At 59.9% G+C, this 18167-nt stretch carries 16 protein-coding genes; 6 read left to right on the forward strand and 10 right to left on the reverse strand.

Annotation, left to right across the window (positions count from 1 at the left end; all coding sequences use genetic code 11):
• Positions 1-14: 14 nt before the first annotated feature.
• The 3 genes from HGB41_RS00935 (at position 15) to cueR (ending at position 3460) form a co-directional block, all read left to right on the forward strand.
• Complete coding sequence (locus tag HGB41_RS00935; RefSeq protein ID WP_171080136.1) at positions 15-458, forward strand: YybH family protein; 444 nt, start codon at positions 15-17, stop codon at positions 456-458.
• A gap of 177 nt (positions 459-635) precedes the next feature.
• Positions 636-3062: a heavy metal translocating P-type ATPase gene (locus HGB41_RS00940; RefSeq protein ID WP_171080138.1), complete on the forward strand. Its 2427-nt coding sequence runs from the start codon at positions 636-638 to the stop codon at positions 3060-3062.
• On the forward strand, positions 3059-3460 hold the full coding sequence (gene cueR, locus HGB41_RS00945) for a Cu(I)-responsive transcriptional regulator (RefSeq protein ID WP_171080140.1): 402 nt from the start codon (positions 3059-3061) through the stop codon (positions 3458-3460). The genes HGB41_RS00940 and cueR overlap by 4 nt, the downstream gene beginning before the upstream one ends.
• Positions 3461-3625: 165 nt before the next feature.
• Here the strand turns inward: cueR and arsH are convergent, their stop codons facing one another.
• The 10 genes from arsH to HGB41_RS00995 all read right to left on the reverse strand — a co-directional run bounded on the left by arsH (position 3626) and on the right by HGB41_RS00995 (position 13196).
• Positions 3626-4339 carry an arsenical resistance protein ArsH gene (arsH, locus tag HGB41_RS00950; protein WP_171080142.1) on the reverse strand — a complete coding sequence of 238 codons (714 nt, stop codon included), beginning with the start codon at positions 4337-4339 and terminating at the stop codon, positions 3626-3628.
• Positions 4340-4342: 3 nt separating this feature from the next.
• The gene (locus HGB41_RS00955) at positions 4343-5065 is read right to left on the reverse strand and encodes an MIP/aquaporin family protein (protein WP_171080144.1); all 723 of its coding nucleotides are present in this window, start codon (positions 5063-5065) and stop codon (positions 4343-4345) included.
• 10 nt (positions 5066-5075) lie between these two features.
• Positions 5076-5555: an arsenate reductase ArsC gene (locus HGB41_RS00960; RefSeq protein ID WP_171080146.1), complete on the reverse strand. Its 480-nt coding sequence runs from the start codon at positions 5553-5555 to the stop codon at positions 5076-5078.
• 25 nt (positions 5556-5580) lie between these two features.
• Positions 5581-5925: an ArsR/SmtB family transcription factor gene (locus HGB41_RS00965; protein ID WP_171080148.1), complete on the reverse strand. Its 345-nt coding sequence runs from the start codon at positions 5923-5925 to the stop codon at positions 5581-5583.
• Positions 5926-6014: 89 nt separating this feature from the next.
• On the reverse strand, positions 6015-6524 hold the full coding sequence (locus HGB41_RS00970; protein ID WP_171080150.1) for an arsenate reductase ArsC: 510 nt from the start codon (positions 6522-6524) through the stop codon (positions 6015-6017).
• A gap of 10 nt (positions 6525-6534) precedes the next feature.
• The gene (locus HGB41_RS00975; RefSeq protein ID WP_171080152.1) at positions 6535-7059 is read right to left on the reverse strand and encodes an arsenate reductase ArsC; all 525 of its coding nucleotides are present in this window, start codon (positions 7057-7059) and stop codon (positions 6535-6537) included.
• 520 nt (positions 7060-7579) lie between these two features.
• Positions 7580-7786, reverse strand: coding sequence for a heavy-metal-associated domain-containing protein (locus tag HGB41_RS00980; protein ID WP_171080154.1), 207 nt, complete (start codon positions 7784-7786; stop codon positions 7580-7582).
• 118 nt (positions 7787-7904) lie between these two features.
• Positions 7905-9707, reverse strand: a complete 1803-nt coding sequence (locus tag HGB41_RS00985; RefSeq protein WP_171080157.1) for a 2Fe-2S iron-sulfur cluster-binding protein — start codon at positions 9705-9707, stop codon at positions 7905-7907.
• Positions 9704-10396, reverse strand: a complete 693-nt coding sequence (locus HGB41_RS00990) for a PepSY domain-containing protein (protein ID WP_171080160.1) — start codon at positions 10394-10396, stop codon at positions 9704-9706. The genes HGB41_RS00985 and HGB41_RS00990 overlap by 4 nt, the downstream gene beginning before the upstream one ends.
• Before the next feature lie 91 nt (positions 10397-10487).
• Positions 10488-13196, reverse strand: a complete 2709-nt coding sequence (locus HGB41_RS00995; protein WP_171080162.1) for a TonB-dependent receptor — start codon at positions 13194-13196, stop codon at positions 10488-10490.
• 1319 nt (positions 13197-14515) lie between these two features.
• Here HGB41_RS00995 and HGB41_RS01000 point away from each other — a divergent pair.
• The 3 genes from HGB41_RS01000 (at position 14516) to HGB41_RS01010 (ending at position 18165) form a co-directional block, all read left to right on the forward strand.
• The gene (locus HGB41_RS01000) at positions 14516-14881 is read left to right on the forward strand and encodes a hypothetical protein (RefSeq protein WP_171080164.1); all 366 of its coding nucleotides are present in this window, start codon (positions 14516-14518) and stop codon (positions 14879-14881) included.
• A 101-nt stretch (positions 14882-14982) separates the two neighbouring features.
• Positions 14983-15948 (forward strand): retroviral-like aspartic protease family protein, encoded by a 966-nt coding sequence (locus HGB41_RS01005; RefSeq protein WP_171080166.1) that lies wholly within the window; start codon positions 14983-14985, stop codon positions 15946-15948.
• Between the two features lie 834 nt (positions 15949-16782).
• A complete protein-coding gene (locus tag HGB41_RS01010) occupies positions 16783-18165 on the forward strand; it encodes an amino acid permease (protein WP_171080168.1) in 1383 nt (460 codons plus the stop codon).
• The last annotated feature ends 2 nt before the right edge of the window (positions 18166-18167 follow it).

An 18167-nucleotide genomic window follows, 5' to 3' on the forward strand; every position in this document is an offset into this window, starting at 1 on the left:
TTAAAGGAATAAGCATGAAAAAGAAAAGTGTTCCGGGTCTCTTCCTGGCAGCTGCGCTCTTCGCAGTATCCTCAACCGGCCTGGCTGCGTCACCTAAAGAGGCGCTTGCGACCTTTCACGATGCCCTTACGAGCGGCGACAAGACGAAGGCACTCAGCCTGCTAGCCCCCGACATCGCGATCTACGAGTCCGGCTACGTCGAGCGCTCACGTGACGAATACGCGCATCATCATCTCGGCGGCGACATGGAGTTCGCAAAAACCTCGACCCGCAAGGTGCTGAAGCAGACCGAGCGCATCGACGGCAACACGGCCGTGGTGTGGGAAGAAACCGAAACCACGGGTACTTCCAAGGGAAAGCCGTTGCACGTCCTTGGGACGGGAACCGCAGTCCTCGAGAGGAAGGGCGATACCTGGGCGATTGTGCACGTGCACTGGTCCTCACGAAAGGCCAAGTAGCCTGAGTCGGCGTTGCTACCGCTCCCCTGCCCCCGGCGGGTCAGCTCCTTGCTCAGTCTATTCGCCGGCCCTAGCGGTCGGCAGATCGGCGCCGCAGTCCTCTGTAGACCTTACGAATAATGCTTGACCTTGACATCGTTGGAAGGTCCATCCTGTATAACATTACTGGAGAAACCAATGAATACTGTAATCGCACCTGGACCGGTGCTAGCTGTCCATACGTTCAAAGTCGAGGGGATGACCTGCGCATCCTGCGTGGGCCGTGTTGAAAAGGCGCTGGAATCCGTCGTCCGCGTGGAGAGCGCCAGCATTAACCTGGCTACCGAAAAAGCCACTGTTCAAGCGGCGCCCGACGTCAGCATCGACATGCTGACCGCTGCTGTGGAGAAGGCGGGTTATGAAGTCCCGCGGGATACAGTCGTGCTTTCGATTTCCGGAATGACCTGTGCCTCGTGCGTCGCACGAGTAGAACGTGCGCTCATGAAGATTCCTGGTGTGACGCACGCCTCAGTGAATCTCGCTACCGAGAAAGCGCAGATAACTGCAATCAGCGTGCCGATCGAGCGGTTGATTGCCGTCGTGGAGACAGCCGGCTACGACGCGGCATTGCCTGTGGATGCCGCTGCAACGGAGAGTAAGCCTAATTCCAGGCTACCAGCATGGTGGCCCGTGGCTGTATCGGCATTGCTGAGTCTGCCACTTGTGGTCCCGATGCTGGGCATGCCGTTTGACTACCACTGGAATCTGCCCGGCTGGCTGCAGTTGGTATTGGCGACGCCCGTGCAATTCTGGCTGGGTGCCCGCTTCTACAAAGCTGGCTGGAAGGCGCTACTTGCCCGTTCGGGCAATATGGACCTGCTGGTCGCCATCGGTACCAGTGCTGCGTATGCGCTCTCAGTCTACCTGCTGGTCACACACGGTGACCACGAAGGCATGGGCCACCTCTATTTCGAATCATCGGCTGTCGTGATCACCCTGGTCCTGCTGGGTAAATGGCTGGAAGCGCGTGCCAAGCACCAGACCGTCGCCGCACTCCGGGCGCTCGAGTCCCTGCGGGCAAGCGAGGCGATCGTCCGCAGAAATGGCCAGGACCTTGTCGTTCCGGTGGCGCAGGTGCGCCTTGGGGATGAAGTCATCGTGCGCCCCGGAGACCGGGTTCCCGTGGACGGGACGGTCGTCGAAGGCAGCAGTCACCTCGACGAATCCTTGTTGACCGGCGAAAGCCTGCCCGTGACGAAAACCGTCGGCGACGCCGTGACTGGCGGCGCCGTCAACGCCGAGGGCATGCTCATCCTGCGGACAACCGCCGTCGGCAGCGACACCATGCTTTCGAATATCATCAAGCTCGTCGAGGATGCGCAGGCAGTGAAGGCGCCAATCCAGCGGCTCGTCGACAAGGTGAGTGCTGTATTCGTTCCTGTTGTCCTCGTCATCTCCGTGGTGACCTTCTTTGCCTGGGGGCTGCTGACCGGCGACTGGCAGCAAGCCTTGCTCAACGCGGTGGCGGTACAGGTCATCGCCTGCCCGTGCGCGCTTGGACTCGCGACGCCGACCTCCATCATGGCCGGTACCGGCGTCGCGGCGCGCTACGGCATCCTGATCAAGGATGCGGAAGCACTCGAGATTGCTCATGCAGTCGACATCGTCGCTTTCGATAAAACCGGGACGCTCACGGAAGGCCGCCCTGCCGTGGTGGCGATCGAAGCGATCGCGCGCTCCGAGCGCGAGGTGCTCGAGCTCGCGCAGGCTGTTCAGCAATACAGCGATCACCCGCTTGCAAAGGCTGTCCAGGCTGAGGCAACGCGCCAGGGAGTCTCGCCACGTGCGGTATCGGCAGCACAAGCGCTTCCCGGGCGCGGCGTCAGAGCAGATACCAACGGCACGACTGTGTTCCTTGGTAATCGAAGGCTGTTACACGAAATCGGACTGGAGACGACCGGCCTGGAATACGCGGCAAGACTGCACGAGAGCGCTGGACGCACCGTATCGTGGCTCGCCTTAAAGAAGGGTGATGCCTGCGAGCTGGCTGGACTCCTGTCATTCGGCGATACCCTGAAGCCCTCTGCCAAAGCGGCAGTCGAGCGTCTGCGCGAGATTGGTGTCTCGTCAGTAATGCTGACAGGCGATAATTCTGGCAGCGCGCGAGCGGTCGCTTCCGCTGTGGGCATCAGCGATTTTCACGCTGAAGTACTCCCTGCGGCGAAGGCAAATCTCGTCGCAACCCTGAAAGCCAATGGCAAAACGGTGGCGATGGTAGGCGACGGCATCAACGATGCACCGGCGCTTGCCTCGGCCGACGTCGGCATCGCGATGTCGACCGGCACGGACGTGGCCATGCATACCGCCGGGATCACGTTGATGCGTGGTGACCCTATTCTGATAGCCGATGCTATCGACATCTCCAGGAAGACTTACCGCAAGATCCAGCAGAACCTTGGCTGGGCATTCATCTACAACGTGGTTGGGATCCCACTCGCCGCCATGGGATACCTGAGCCCCGTCATCGCCGGCGCTGCCATGGCCTTCTCGAGCGTGTGCGTCGTGACAAATGCGCTCCTGCTGCGCCGTTGGAGACCCACATTGTCTAATGGAGCAAAGCCATGAACATCGGACAGACCGCGGACGCATCGGGCGTGACTGCCAAGATGATTCGCTATTATGAAAGTATCGACCTCATTCCGGCAGCCAGCCGGACTGGTTCCGGCTACCGTCAGTACACGGAAAAGGACGTGCAAACGCTCCGGTTCATCAAGCGCTCGCGGGACCTCGGGTTTTCGATCGAGCGCATCAGGAGCCTGCTCAACCTATGGCAGGATCGCGGCCGGCAGAGTGCCGATGTGAAGCGGCTGGCCTTGGGATACATCGCCGAACTGGAGGACGACATCCGGAAGCTGCAATCGATCCGCGACCAGTTACAACACGTTGCCAGCAACTGCCATGGGGACGGCACACCGGATTGTCCGATCCTTGATGACCTCGCCTGCAGCCCCACAAGTACTTGACGCGGCCTGCCCGGCCCGGCTGGCCTGCTCTTAGTTCCATTCATTAACGCGACTAAACAACGAAAAAAGGTTACTAACTCGGTCTAGGGAAGATCCTCTTCCCAATGCCGTCCGGGTACACTGTTCCGATGGACTTCCGCTTTCGGCCAAAACCGGACATTCGCGTTAAGGTTTTTGAATGTGCTGTTCTATTGCTTTTTGTGCTTGTTCGTTTCGTTCACTGTAACGATCAGTGAGATAGTCACTGCGGCCACGCATCAGTAGCGTGATTTTAAACAGCTCTTCCATCACGTCAACGACACGGTCATAGTAGGCCGAAGGGCGCATGCGTCCTTCGTCATCGAACTCCTTGTACGCCATTGGCACCGAAGACTGGTTCGGAATTGTGAACATGCGCATCCATCGTCCAAGAAGGCGTAGGGTATTTACTACATTGAACGATTGCGACCCGCCGCACACCTGCATGACCGCCAGCGTGCGGCCCTGGCTTGGACGTATCGATCCCATTTCCAATGGCACCCAGTCGATCTGGTTTTTCAATACCGCTGTGATCGCGCCGTGTCGCTCCGGACTACACCACACCTGTCCTTCCGACCAAAGGAACAGATCGCGCAACTCAGCCACTTTCGGATGTGTTTCGGACACGCTGCCGACCAGGGGCATATCCATTGGATCAAAGATTCTTACCTCGGCACCAAAGTGCTCCAGAATGCGCGCTGCTTCGTAGGTAAGAAAGCGGCTGAAGGACCGATCGCGTAGCGAACCGTACAGCATCAGGATGCGCGGTGGATGCGATAGGTCGCAGGTAGGCGTCAGCTTGTCGGCGCTGGGAATATCAAGCAACTCAGGCTTGATGTTGGGTAGGTCAGGAATGGCCATAAATCAGTTAGTTGTGCGTTGATCGGCGAAGTCACTCGGCGCGACCGTCCCGCCGACTGTGGCATTTGCAGGTGGTGCCGGATACAACCAGGTAAAGAGCAAGGTCGCGGCCACGGCGCCGGCAAGCTGGGCCAGGATGAACCCGGGTGCATCGACCGGACGGATGCCGGCAAAGGTATCGCTGGCGGCGCGCGCCAGGGTGACGGCCGGATTGGCAAACGACGTCGACGCCGTGAACCAGTAGGCAGCCGTGATATAGGAAGCTACGGCAAACGGGGTGATGCTCGGCCGGCTCCGGGAGCAGCCAATGATCACGCCAATCAGTCCAAACGTGGCGACGAATTCACTCAACCATTGCGAGCCACCGGTACGTACATGTTCGGATGCGAAGAAAAGCTGTTCACCGAACATTGCATGGGCCGTGGCCACACCGGCAAATGCGCCGCCGACTTGCACCGCCAAGTAGGGCAGGATGTCCGTAGTTGAGATGTTCTTCTGCCACGCTTCGGAGAGCGTTACCACCGGATTGAAATGGGCGCCAGAAATCGTACCGAACATCAGTATCAACGCTACTAAGCCAGCTCCAGTGGCAATCGTGTTGGCCAGCAGGGCAACGGCGACATTGCCGCCTGCAAGGCGTTCGGCCATGATCCCCGAACCCACCACCACCGCCAGCAGCAGGGCAGTGCCCACGCCTTCGGCCACCAATCGTCGTGCGAACGTCATGCCGATCTCCTTAGCCCGGGATAGTGCCGATGCGATCCAATTCCGGTTTCAACCGGGCCTGATCATTTTTCAGCTCGTCAAGCGGCAAGGCCAGGAAGGCCTCGATGCGTGCACGCAAAGTGCAGTACGCCTGCTCGAATGCGACGTTGATCTCTTCCTCTGTGCCGACGACATGGCTTGGGTCTTCTACACCCCAGTGCGTACGCAGTACCGGACCAAGATAGGCCGGGCAGGTTTCGCCAGCCGCACTTGCGCAGACAGTGACGACCACGTCTGGCGTGACAGGCAGGTCGTCCCAGGATTTGCTGTAGTAACCCTCGGTAGAGATGCCTTTGCGCGCTAACAAGGCAAGCGCCTTGTCGTTCAGCTTGCCTGCCGGCTGACTGCCGGCACTGATTGCATGCAAGCCGGCAGGAGCAAGGTGGTTGAAAACTGCTTCACTGATGAGAGAGCGGCAGGAGTTACCAGTACAGAGGAAAAGTATGTTCACGGAATGCCTTTAGTAGAAAAGTAAATCAGTTTGTGCCGCGGGTAATAGCGCTGTTACGGGAGGCACTGGTCGCAGGCGCACAAGGATTGCCGCCGCAGCAGTTATCGGTGAGGAAGCCCAGCAAGGCGTTCATCGTGTCGAAATTTGCGGAGTAGATGATGAAACGGCCGTCCTGACGTGGGACCACCAGACCAGCATGCGACAGCTCTTTCAGGTGGAAAGAAAGCGAGGACGGCGGCACGTTGAGCAGTTCGGCGATCTTGGTTGCTGGCAGCCCGGCCGGGCCTGCCTGGACCAACAGACGGTATGCAGCGAGCCGAGACTCTTGGGCCAGTGCAGCCAAGGCTGCGATTGCCGGTTTGGTGTCCATTAGATTTGCTCTTATATTTGATATTTCTAGTATCTTCGAATTAAGTCGGATGCCCCAAGCTGTTATGCGCGACGTGTTGGGACACTGCTTTACAGCTTCCTCGTGGCAATCGCCCGAACGGCGACACGGCGTACGGAATCATCCTCAAGCCAGTTCAGGGGCAACGCAATGAGCTGTTCAACGCGCTTTCTGATCTGTTCGAAAACCTGCCTGAAAGCTTCTTGCTTTTCGCTTTGGCTACCAGAAACTTGTGCCGGGTCTGGGTAACCCCAATGCGCGGTAGTTGGATGCCCAGGCCAATGTGGGCATGCTTCCCCGGCCGCGCTGTCGCACACGGTAATGATGAAGTCCATGTGAGGCGCACTAGGTTGCGCGAAATCGAGCCAGCCCTTACTGTGCATTGCGTCCACCAGAAAGCTCGAATCGAACTGCTTTATCTGCTGGATTGCAAAAGAATTAACGACACCAGTCGGACGACTTCCTGCGGAATATGCTTTGAAGCGCCCCCTGCCAAGCACGGTCAAAAGTGCTTCCGACATGATGCTGCGCGATGAGTTCCCGGTACAAAGGAAGAGAACGTTGTAGACCTTGCCTGTCATCGTTTGACCGTCAAGGTGACGCGTTGTTAAGCCTTGAATCCGGGCCGACAATCGCGCTCAGCTCTTCCTCGATCGCCATGCGCGAAAGCTTCTCAAATGGCAGCATCGCAAAGATATCCAGGCGGTTTTTGATCTCACGGCAAACCCTGCTGAACAGCTGCCGCTGCTCCTGCTCACCACCTACAAATGTTGCAGGATCTTGGAAGCTCCAATGGGCCGTGATTGGATGCCCTGGCCAACGCGGGCAAACCTCTCCAGCAGCCCTGTCACACACCGTGATCACAAAGTGCATGTGGGGTGCGTCGGTAGCAGCGAACTCGTCCCAGCTCTTGCTGCGTAGGTCGCTGCTTGGAAAGCCAAGTCGCTCGATTGACTCCATCGCCAGTGGATGGACAGAGCCTGTGGGATGGCTCCCTGCGCTGTACGCGTGGAACCGGCCGGCACCGATCGCATTCAGGATTGCTTCGGCGATTATGCTGCGCGACGAGTTGCCAGTACACAAGAAAAGCACGTTAAAGGTTGAGGTCTCAGCCATGCCAGCTCCGATTGTTAGAAAATAAAGCTACATTTCTAAATATATCGAATCTTTTTTACAGCTTGATGACATCCACGTATGTCTGCTTAGGGTTGAGGGTGGGTGGCTTGCCCCGGCTATGCCCCGCGCATTGACTGTACTGCTTACACCGCTTGAGCCCAGACTACTTTCCATTCTTTCGGACCAGTTCATGCAGCGACGCGAACCAACCAACTCAACCCTCACGTCCCCCTTCTCTGGATGTTTTTCACGATATGGACTGAGTCTGGCCTCCCTACGCCGTACGGCGTCGCCAACGAGAGCGACCTCGCGGCACCCAGTCGTCCTATTCGATGTGAAACGTGACCCTGTCGTGTTCGTACGGTGGCCCAGTCGTCGTTTCACCTGATGCAACTGGGGCACTGTCCGATTGCCGATAACGTTCTTAAGTGAAATCGACACCTGCTCGGCCATAGCACCGACACATCGAAGCCGTACGAAACGATGCGCCGGAGCCAATGATGTGCTCCGACGCCGATTGTCAGACAGTAGCGCTCGCCGTTACAGGATACCCGGCGTCCCCGATAGCCGCCTTCACCATTTCCAGGCTTGCCTGGCTATCGATACGGACCTTCTTGCTCGCAAGGTCCACTTCGACCTTGGCGCCGGCATCGACAGCTTGCACGGATTTCGTTACGCTGCGAGCGCATCCTCCGCAGCTCATGCCTTCAACCTGAAGCTCATACATAACATGTCCTTCCGAAGTGAATGAGATCTCAATGTAGACCTTACAGCGATTGGAAGGTCAAGCGTTATCTGCCAGGCTTGGCGCAACCACACACCCGGGCACAAGTGCCGGGGGTCGTTCAGATCTTGAAGTCGTCATAGGCGATGTTTTCATCGCTCACTCCCAGACTGCGCAGCATCGTCCGCGTCGCCGCCAGCATGGCCGGCGGACCGCAGACATAGAATTCCAGCGAGCGAACGTCGGGATGCGTACGCAACAGGCCGTCCACAATGGCGTCGTGCACTAGCTCACGTCGCCCACCCTCCTCACCCGCGTCATCCGACAGCACCAGATGCCAGTGGAAGTTCGGGTGCTTCGAAGCGAATCCCTGCATCTCGTCCACGTACGGCGCATCGCGCCGGCTGCGCGCCCCGTACCAGAAGTGCAGTGGTTCCGTAGCGCCATTCACCAGCAGGTCGTGGACCATTGCACGCAGCGGCGCCATCCCCGCGCCGCCGCCAATAAACACCTTTTCTCGTCCCCCTGGTTTCAGTGCAAAATCGCCAAACGGTCCACTGAACTGCACCTCGTCTCCGGCCTTGAGCGTGTACATATAGCCTGAGCCCCTGCCAGGGCGTTCCCCTGGCATGAAGCGCACCAGGAAGGTCAGTTGCCCGCTAGCGCACTCCACCGGTACCGAGACCGAATACGACCTGCGCACCGGCGCGTCGTTTGCCAGCACTGCCAGCGAACCTGCGGCGCGCCAATCCTCCCGGTGATCCTCCGGTATGTCGACATGGCTGGCGTCGCGTGCGTATGCCGGCACGTGGATCTGGACGTACGAACCCGGACGGCATCCCACGGCTCCGTGAGGACTCACCGTGACCTCCCTCAGGAACGGCGTCACCGATTTCACGCTGGTCACAACGCCAGTCCGTTCAGCCGACAGTGCAGCGGCGTCGCCGACGTCGATGTCGAGGCTGCGCGTAACTGGAAGGTTGCAGGCCAGCCGGTAGCCGGCTGCGAGCTTTTGTGGCGACAGCAGCGCACGGTCGGCGCCAGTTGGTTCCGGCACGTGGCCAACGCAGCGAACCTCGCACAGTCCACAGCTCTGCCCGCCGCCGCAGTTTGAGGGCAGCTGTACCCCAGAGCGTGCCAGCGCCTGGAACACGGTGTCACCCTGGACCGCATCGACTGCGCGCTGCATCGCGCCATGTTTGTCGACCAGGTTGACGGTACGGTTTCTGCGCCACCTGCTTGGGACAAACTCGGCGAGCCGTACACTGGTGAACAACAGCCAGACACCGGTCAGGGCCATCCATAGCCCGCCGATTGCGCTAGAAACCAGCAGCGGATTATTGAAATTGGTCCGCTCGGTGTAATCCATGATGTGGAGCATCCAGAACAGGTCGAACAGGCGCCACGTGCTGTTCCTGTGTTCGAGCACCGCCCCGGACTTGCTGGATACGTACACGGACGTCTCGTCCGCATCGTCGAAGTCGACACGCCAGACAGGCTCCTTGTGTGCACGTGTCTCCAGGGTAAAGTTCAGCAGGCGCGGCGTACCGGCCCTGCCGGTCCCGGAATAGGATGCCCGGGCGATGTCCGCCGCCAGGCTGGTATCGATCGCGACGGCCTTCCCATCTGCGGCGCCTACCATCCAGCTGCGCTTGTCGTTCTGCAGCCGGTAGATAGGCCGATCGAGCAGCCACGCGGAGCTGATCGTCATGACGCTTTCCCGGCTGGTCGCCAGCACCGCATCCGTCGTCAGTACGTCACGGGGCCATGCCGGCGGCGCCGGCGGCTTGATGCGGAATTCACGTCCCTGCACCTTCTTCGCGTCGAGCAGGCTCATGACGACACCGCTCGACATCCACAGCACGAACTGGATCGCCAGGATCAGTCCCACCCACTTGTGCAGGCGCCGCATCCAATGGCTCATGCCTTCTTCCTCCTGTTGAAACTGTAGAAGAGCAGCCATGCGCCACTGAGGGCGAACAGCAAGCCCGTGATCGAGGCCGTACGCAGCAGCGTGTTGTTCACGTCCTCGCGCTCTTCATAGTCCATGATATGGAACATCCAGAGGAAATCGAACCACCGCCAGAGTTCATGGCGCCTGGCGACGAGATCGCCGGTATGCGGCGAGAAGTACAGCGTCGTCAGGCCCGGTTCGTCGTAATGGACCGCCCATAAGGGCACGGGCCGGGAACCAAGCTCCTGGGGCGCCTTCGTTACCCATTCCACACCCTTGATGCTTCCCTCGCCGACATAGGCGGCGTCGGCAAGCGCAATGATCTTGTCGCGGTCCAGCGGGCTGAGCTTCTCGCCACTGGTCGCATCCACCAAGATGGCCTGTTGACCCTGCTTGATCTCGTAGACCTCCGTCCCGAGCAGGTTCTTCATGCGAATGGATGTAATGCCCGGGTAGGCCTCGTGCAGGTGTGACGCCGCCATGCGCTTGGCTGAGGGAAGGAGCCGTTCGGTTGGAACATGGGCCAGATGGTCGCCGTGAATGACTTCAAGCGGGACCACGACCATGTAGAGGCCACTGATCATCCAGAACAGCGCCTGCACCCCGATGACGAGCCCGATCCATTTATGGGCGCGCCGCACCCAGAAAGCTGATTGCATAGTTGTCGTGAATAAGTTGAGTTACCCGGCTACCCGGGCGGACCGCCGCGCAGGATACACGCTGAACGGCCGCCAGGGATTCATCGCATGCTTAGAACCTGTAGCCAAGGCGGGCGTACCAGCGACGCCCCAACAGGTCGTAGGTCATGGTATCGGTATTGCCATCCGTCCAGCTCTGGATGTACGGGGCACGCTTGTCGAACAGGTTATCGACGCCGAACGAAATCGCCATCGCCTGGTTGAATGCGTACTTCACGCTCGCGTTATGGTAAGCAATGCTCGGTGCGCGCGCGCCGATATCGGTTGGCGCGGCATTGATGTCGTCAGCCTTGCCGATGTACTGGACGGTATAGGATCCGGACCATGGGCCGTTGGACGTCGTCAGGGATGCCGTCGACCTCCACTTGGCGTAGCTGCCACGACCGCCCGTGATTTTGCCTCCATATTCGATGACCTCGCCACCGGGGAACGGTGTCACGTCGAACCGGTTCAGACGGGAGACGTCCGCGGTGAGGGAGGACGACCATCCGAAGAGGTTGAAATCAACCATTGCGCCGAAGTCCAGGCCCGCGACCTTTTGCTGTGCCGCGTTCTCCGGCTGCGACGACAGGAAGTTGATTTCGCCGGTACGTGGATCGCGAGTGAAGCTCGATGGCCCGCAGAAGATATGCGCCAGGCCCGGCGAGTTGTAGCACACCGACAGTTTGGTCGAGCCTGGAACGGTCTCGATGGCGTTATCGATCTCGATATTGAAGTAGTCCAACGTCAGGGTCAGCGCCTTCGAAGGTGTCCACACCAAACCGACTGTGAAAGTATCCGCTTCTTCCGGCTTCAGGTTCTGGTTGCCGCCGCCTGTCGTCAAGATCGACGGGCCGAATTGCCTGAATCCGACAGGAACGCCGGAAGCCTGGCAGTTCTTGTAAACCGCTGAATTCGGATCGAGCGTGTTCCAGTTGTTGCACGGGTCGGTCGTCGTCAGGTTACCCTCGGAAACGCCGCCGAAAAGCTCGGGGACGTTCGGGACACGGAATGCGGTCGACCGGTTTGCACGGGCCTTCAGCGCAGGAATCACCTGCCAGTCCAGGCCCAGCTTGTACGTGGCCTGGGAGCCGAACAGGCTGTAGTCGGAATAACGGGCTGCGGCATTCATGGTCAGCGACTGCACAAACGGCAGCTTCGCCAGCAATGGAACAGACAGCTCGGCGAACACCTCGCGCGCGCTATATTCGCCGGCGATCGGATCCATGGCATTCGTGTTGGCCGCACCTGAAACGATCAGGCTATCGGGGTCGCGCCACCCCTTCTCACGGCGGTACTCGAAGCCGGATGCAAAGCCAACCGGGCCGGCTGGCAGCGAAAACAGCTCGCCACTGATGCTCGCGTTGAAGCTCTTTTGATCGTTGCCGCCGTGATCACGTGTCGTGAAGTGAATATATTCCAGCACCGCCGGGCTCAAGTTCCCGTACCCAAGGTAATTGCCGCAGGGAGCGGCAGTCGGGCTGGTTCCGCAGGTCGAAGCGTTGAGGGTTGCGTCAACGCGGTCGAGGTTGATGATATTCGTCATCCCGTCTACGCCAGTGTTCCGCCCCCAGTTAACGGACGCCGACCAATCCCATTTCTCGCCGATCGGGCCCTTCAGGCCAGCGACGATGCGGAAGGTGTTGGTCTCTTGGAAGAAGTTGCGTGGCCCTACCTCGGCAACCCGGCGCCGCTCAAGTGTCAGGTTTTGCCCGGTCGGGTTGGTCGGATGGTTTGCAGCAATTTCAATCGGGCGATACACGCCGATCGCTCCTGGCGTTGCCAGTTGCTCCGACTGCCGGTTGGTGAACATGAGTTCGCTGAACAGGTCCACCTTGTCGGTTAGGCGCATGTTGCCGAAGGCACTGACGCCGACGCGCTTGATTGGATTGACCGCGTTCAGGAACGGATTGCTGTTGTAGGCGTGCTTGGCCGCATTGTAAGTCTCGAAGCCCCGCGGGTTCCCGTTCGGATCCTGGTTGAAATTCACCCGCCTGCCGTCTGCCAGTCGGGCCCGCCCACCGATTGTCGACGAACTTCCAGAGCAGACCAGTTCACCCTCGTCTTCGAACAATGAGCAAGGTGCGCGCGAGGCCAGGTTAACCGGGCCGCTTTCCGAATAGTTCAGCGACGCCATCAGCGTTCCGCGTTCACTCTTGGTACCCCACACGAGATCCGCAGACTTTTCGTCGCCGTCGCCGCGCTCCGTCTTGCCATACCTGACAGAAGCTTCGACACCGTCGAACGCCTTCTTGGTGATGATGTTGACGACGCCGGCCACCGCGTCCGCGCCATAGATCGCCGATGCGCCGTCCTTCAGCACCTCAATGCGCTCGATCATCGCAACGGGAATCATGTTCAGGTCGACCGAGCTGTTCGCGCCCGTGCCGCCCGACACGACGCGGCGTCCGTTTAGTAGAACCAGGGTGCGATCGATGCCGAGGCCACGCAGGTTGACCTGGGTGGTTCCGTAGCCATTACTGGTCCAGTAAGCACTGGTCTGGTTTCCTGCCGTACCCGCAGACGACGGAAGCCGCTGAAGTAGCGTCTCAATCGAGATCGCGCCGGAACGCTGGATGGTATCCGCATCGATCACGGTAACGGGCCCGACGCCGGATAGCTGTTCCTGCCGCAAGTTGATCCGGCTGCCAGTAATCTGGACCCGTTCCATCCCGGTCGCCTGGGTGTTTTCGCTGGTAGCGGGCTGCTGTGCGTGGGCGCCTTGCTGCAGGACCAGCAGTGCGAGCGCGGCTGTCGTTCTTGGGACGTATTTGTGAACCATTTACCCTCCAGTTTTTTTTATGAAGCTAGGGACTGTGCGACCGGCAGACTCATCACGGTACATAGCGGGGAAACAAATCTTGCATTGCTTGTCTATACAATTTGCAGTGCTTTCAATTTAGCGGGATTTTCTTTCATTGGCAATAAACATCTATTTTTACAACACATGACCATATAAAGTTTAGGAGCGAGCGAAAACGCCAACGCAAATTCACATTAGCGCTATCAAGGCTTTCTGCAAAACCTACTCTTAAGTCGTCCCGTTGATACTCAGCAGGTGATGATGGACGCGGAAACGCCCGCCCCTACAGTGGAGAGCCACAGGGACACGACTCAGTTGTGAGATCTGATTTGTGTGAACGCCTGCCTGGCCGGACGACTATTCGTACAAGCTCAAGCGCAGGCACGAGACGGTCTCCCGGCAATCAGGAACGCATCGCCGGCGCTAGCCACAAAAGGATTACGCCGCGATTGACATCGCAGTGCGTGGAGGTCGTTCGATCCGGGCGGGAACGTGCCCGGTAATTGAAGAGGAGGAAAATTGCAGGGCAGTGCTGACGGCTTCTTCGACCGCGGTCACGGCCATCACAGGTGGTGGCGCAAAGGCACCGATGGAGCAGCTTGCACAGGTGCCACAACCGGAACGCGCGTGCGAGCCGTCATCGTCGCAGTCTTGATCCGGCGATGGGGCGCTCTGCACCGGAGCTGCAGCGTGCTCGTGCCCACCATCGTGTGCAGCTACGCTATCTATCCGTTCCAACTGCATCGCGTCGGGTGCGTTGGCTTCGACAGTGAGCAGCTGATGCACCATACCGCACTCGACCCTCGCTACTCCCGCGATGCTCTGCAACGGCAGGGAAACGAAAAGAAGGCACAACAAAAAAGATCGTAGCCTAGAGCGCATATGGTCAATGTAGCATGCTCTTGGGGAAGAGTGCACGCATTTCATAATGCCAGTACGTCCGTTTCGAATCGGTCGGATGCTACCTCCAGCCACGACCTTATCAACGGGAGCGTACAAGACTCGCGTCTTCGAGACCCGAAGATTAAACTAGCGCAGGCTTATGGCTGGAATGGCATTGACACCGTAAACTTCAGCCCGATGCGACGCTCCTTCCCATCACTGTTCCACTACTTTGCGCTGGTCCTTGGCGCCACCTGCCGCGCATAATCGGCGGCTAGCCGCTGCAAACTGGCATGATTTCTTGTCAATTGTGAGTTTTGTTGAATTTCGCTGCCACTCCCGGGTGCTATGCTCGCGACCTTTCGTGGCCGGCATACCGCCGGTACGCAGCTGAAACCGCAGTCGAAACCGACCGAATGACACCCAAGAACACCCTGTGGGCGCTGCTGGCGCTCATGCTGGCCAGCGGCATGGCCAAAGCCCTGTACGCCGCCGCCCATATGCAGATGCCGGCCTGGTGGATCCTCCTCACCGCCTTCCTGCTGAACTTCCTGCCGTATTACTGGTACCGCCAGGACAGCGAGGCGCGCATGTTCCGTCGCTCGCGCTGGATGAACACCTTCGTGGTCGGCATCGGTCCGGTCGGCATACCCGTCTACCTGTTCCGCAGCCGCGAAAAAGGCAGGCGCCTGCGCTCGCTGGCGCGGATGTCCGGCTTCGTGCTGGCCATGATGGGTGCGACCATCGTTGGCGCGATTGCCTTCTTCGTGATGCCCGGCTGACGGGACCGGACGCCTCTTATGTGAAGCGGGTAATTTTCTCGCAAGCCTTACCGGGGCGCCAGCCGTCGCTACAATCCCTGCACCTCTACCATCGGATCGCCATGAACACACCTCTACCCGCCCGTGTCGCCCGCCGCCCTGGTTTTGCCATGCTCGCCGCCCTCCTCCTGCCTGCGGCGGTATCGGCCCAGGCCTTGCCGGCCGGCTGCGACATCGGGCCGGTAGCCACGCTGCCGCTCAGCTTCCGCGGCGACAGCGTGCCGATTGCCGAAGCGCGCATCAACGGCAAGCCGGTGCCCGCGCTGGTCGACACCGGAGGCCAGCATGCGACCTTGCTGGACAAGGCCACGCTGGAAAGCGCGGGCATCAAGGTGATCAGCTCCGAGACCAATTACGCGGGCGTCTATGTGCTGAACGCCCTGATCGAGCATATCGCCATCGGTCCGACCGAGTTCAAGAAGTCCTGGTTCGCGGTCGACGACCTGGCAAAAGAAGAAGTGGGCGCCAGGATCGGCGCCAACTACCTGTTCCGTACCGACGTCGAGTTCGCACTGCAAGACCGCTACCTGAAGTTCTACAAGCCGAGCGGCTGCCTGCGCGCCCCGCTGGCCTACTGGGACAAGACGGCGCCATCGGTGTCCTTCCGGATCCACCCGCAGAAAAAAGACCTGCGGCCCTTCTTCACAGTGCGGATCAACGGCGCGGACGTCAGTGCTGTCATCTCGACCACCACCGAGCACTCCTACCTGGACCTGTTCACGGCCAAGCGCATGGGACTCACCCCGGACTCGCCTGGCGCCGTCCGTGGCGGATCGGGCCTGAAATGGAACGACCGCGACCAGGCGTTCTGGACGGTGCCGTTGCCGCAGTTGTCGATCGGCGCCCTGCAGGTGAAGGACTTCAGCCTGCGCCTGGTGAACATGGAGCGCTCCGGTGAAATGCTGGTGCTGGGCACCGACTTCCTGAAGCGCCACCGCATCTATGTCGCCATGAGCCAGAACCGGATTTATTTCAGCCCGGTGACCGCGCCGGCGCCGGACGCACAGGCCGCAACGGCCGCACCCTGAATGCCGGGTGGGCTGCAGCTTCGATAGAAAGGCGCCGCGGCGCCCAATGCCGTTCACGCACGAGCCGTTAACTACCCGTAGGGTGGGCAAATTCTTTGCCCACGCGTTCAAATCACATTTCTGCAGCCTGCGCGCCGGTTTGTATTGCAACTATCACCACGCGGACATTTGTCATCCCGGGCATTGCCCGGAACTTCCCCGGCAACCTTACGCTTATCTGAACAGCATTAGCGATAGTTGCAATATGAGCCGGCGCACGGACTGCAGCACCGTCGTTTGAACGCGTGGGCAAGGTAATTCAGGCCAGTGGCCAAATGCCGGTCAATTAGTCAAAATCGTAGGGTGGGCGGCTTGTAATCTGGTCCACCGGACCAGATTACCCCACGCGGTGATAGTTGCAGTATGAGCCGGCGCGCAGGCTGCAGCACCGTCGTTTGAACGCGTGGGCAAGGTAATTCAGGGCAATGCCCTGAATTACGAATTGCCCACCCTACGAGCACCTGGCGGCTCTTAAGTGATCGGCACTACCCTGCCGCGCAGGCTCGCGCCGCCATTCCGGCTTAGCCGGTAAGCTATTCCCATCGCGGCGTGCAAGCGCCGCCAAACCCTATGGAGAACAACATGCGCAAGATGATCATGATGGCAATTGCAGGCTTCCTCTGGAAGAAATTCGGCGGCAAATCGATGAAGCGTCCGGGCTACCCACGGAATAGCCGCGGCTTCTAAGCGTCACACCGGACGGCACGGCCAAGGTTTTCGCCCGCCGCGCCGTCCTTGCAGTAGAATCGCTGGCTTTAAGGCAACTGTTTGCCTTCGACACCTTGAGGTCCAGCGATGAACGAGCCCCAGCACCTACCGAGTAACGAGCTCAAGCGCGGGCTCAAGAACCGCCACATCCAGCTGATCGCCCTCGGCGGCGCCATCGGCACCGGACTCTTCCTGGGCGTTGCCCAGACCATCCAGATGGCAGGCCCTTCGGCGCTGCTGGGCTATGCCTTCGCCGGCCTGATCGCCTTCCTTATCATGCGCCAGATGGGCGAGATGATCGTCGATGAACCGGTCGCCGGCTCCTTCGGCTATTTCGCCACCAAATACGGTAGCCCGGTGGCCGGCTTCATGTCGGGCTGGAACTACTGGGTCATGTACATCCTGGTCAGCATGGCCGAACTGTCGGCGCTCGGCATCTATGTCCAGTACTGGTTCCCCGAGATTCCCACCTGGATGTCGGCGCTCGGCTTTTTTGTGCTCGTCAACCTGCTCAGCCTGATGAACGTGAAGGCCTTCGGCGAGCTCGAATTCTGGTTCTCGATCATCAAGGTGGCGGCCGTGGTCGGCATGATCGTGTTCGGCTGCTACCTTCTCATCAGCGACACGGCCGGCCCGCAGGCCGGCGTCTCGAACCTGTGGCGCCACGGCGGCTTCTTCCCGAGCGGCTTCGCCGGGCTGGCGCTGTCGATGGCGGTGATCATGTTCTCGTTCGGCGGCCTGGAAATGATCGGCATCACCGCCGCCGAGGCCGACAATCCAGGCCGCACCATCCCGCGCGCCATCAACCAGGCCATCTGGCGCATCGCCATCTTCTATGTCGGCGCGCTGGCCGTGCTGCTGATGCTGTATCCATGGACCAAGGTCGCCCTCGGCGGCAGCCCCTTCGTGCTGATCTTCGCCGCGCTCGACAGCAATGTGGTCGCCAATATCCTCAACCTGGTGGTGCTGACGGCCGCACTGTCGGTATACAACGGCTGCGTGTATGCCAATAGCCGCATGCTGTTCGGCCTGGCCGAACAGGGCAATGCGCCGCGCGCCCTGCTGCGGGTCGACCGCCGCGGCGTGCCGCTGGCGGCGCTGGCGGTGTCTGCAGTTGCCACCGGCATCTGCATCTGCATCAACTACTTCCTGCCGCGCGAAGCCTTCGGCATGCTGATGGGCCTGGCCGTGGCCGCCCTGGTCATCAACTGGGGCATGATCTGCTGGAGCCACCTGCGCTTCCGCCGCTACAAGGAAAGCACCGGCCAGGCCACCGCTTTCCGCAGTCCGCTGTTCCCGCTGACCAATTACCTCTGCCTGGCCTTCCTGGCCGGCATCGTGGTAGTGATGTACCTGACCCCTGGCCTGCAGGTGTCGGTGTTCATGATCCCGGCATGGCTGCTGCTGCTCGGCCTTGGGTATTGGCTGCGCCAGCGTCGTGCCGGGATGGCGCGTACCGCGCCTGTCTGACC

Origin of the sequence: Telluria aromaticivorans, assembly GCF_013003915.1 — a bacterium.
GTDB lineage: Bacteria > Pseudomonadota > Gammaproteobacteria > Burkholderiales > Burkholderiaceae_D > Telluria > Telluria aromaticivorans.

What these genes read in the sequence shown, in the direction of transcription:
- HGB41_RS00935 (WP_171080136.1), top strand. Translation starts at nt 15, where the DNA reads ATGAAAAAGAAAAGTGTTCCGGGTCTCTTCCTGGCAGCTGCGCTCTTC.
- HGB41_RS00940 (WP_171080138.1), top strand. Translation starts at nt 636, where the DNA reads ATGAATACTGTAATCGCACCTGGACCGGTGCTAGCTGTCCATACGTTC.
- cueR (WP_171080140.1), top strand. Translation starts at nt 3,059, where the DNA reads ATGAACATCGGACAGACCGCGGACGCATCGGGCGTGACTGCCAAGATG.
- arsH (WP_171080142.1), bottom strand. Translation starts at nt 4,339, where the DNA reads ATGGCCATTCCTGACCTACCCAACATCAAGCCTGAGTTGCTTGATATT.
- HGB41_RS00955 (WP_171080144.1), bottom strand. Translation starts at nt 5,065, where the DNA reads ATGACGTTCGCACGACGATTGGTGGCCGAAGGCGTGGGCACTGCCCTG.
- HGB41_RS00965 (WP_171080148.1), bottom strand. Translation starts at nt 5,925, where the DNA reads ATGGACACCAAACCGGCAATCGCAGCCTTGGCTGCACTGGCCCAAGAG.
- HGB41_RS00970 (WP_171080150.1), bottom strand. Translation starts at nt 6,524, where the DNA reads ATGACAGGCAAGGTCTACAACGTTCTCTTCCTTTGTACCGGGAACTCA.
- HGB41_RS00975 (WP_171080152.1), bottom strand. Translation starts at nt 7,059, where the DNA reads ATGGCTGAGACCTCAACCTTTAACGTGCTTTTCTTGTGTACTGGCAAC.
- HGB41_RS00980 (WP_171080154.1), bottom strand. Translation starts at nt 7,786, where the DNA reads ATGTATGAGCTTCAGGTTGAAGGCATGAGCTGCGGAGGATGCGCTCGC.
- HGB41_RS00985 (WP_171080157.1), bottom strand. Translation starts at nt 9,707, where the DNA reads ATGAGCCATTGGATGCGGCGCCTGCACAAGTGGGTGGGACTGATCCTG.
- HGB41_RS00990 (WP_171080160.1), bottom strand. Translation starts at nt 10,396, where the DNA reads ATGCAATCAGCTTTCTGGGTGCGGCGCGCCCATAAATGGATCGGGCTC.
- HGB41_RS00995 (WP_171080162.1), bottom strand. Translation starts at nt 13,196, where the DNA reads ATGGTTCACAAATACGTCCCAAGAACGACAGCCGCGCTCGCACTGCTG.
- HGB41_RS01000 (WP_171080164.1), top strand. Translation starts at nt 14,516, where the DNA reads ATGACACCCAAGAACACCCTGTGGGCGCTGCTGGCGCTCATGCTGGCC.
- HGB41_RS01005 (WP_171080166.1), top strand. Translation starts at nt 14,983, where the DNA reads ATGAACACACCTCTACCCGCCCGTGTCGCCCGCCGCCCTGGTTTTGCC.
- HGB41_RS01010 (WP_171080168.1), top strand. Translation starts at nt 16,783, where the DNA reads ATGAACGAGCCCCAGCACCTACCGAGTAACGAGCTCAAGCGCGGGCTC.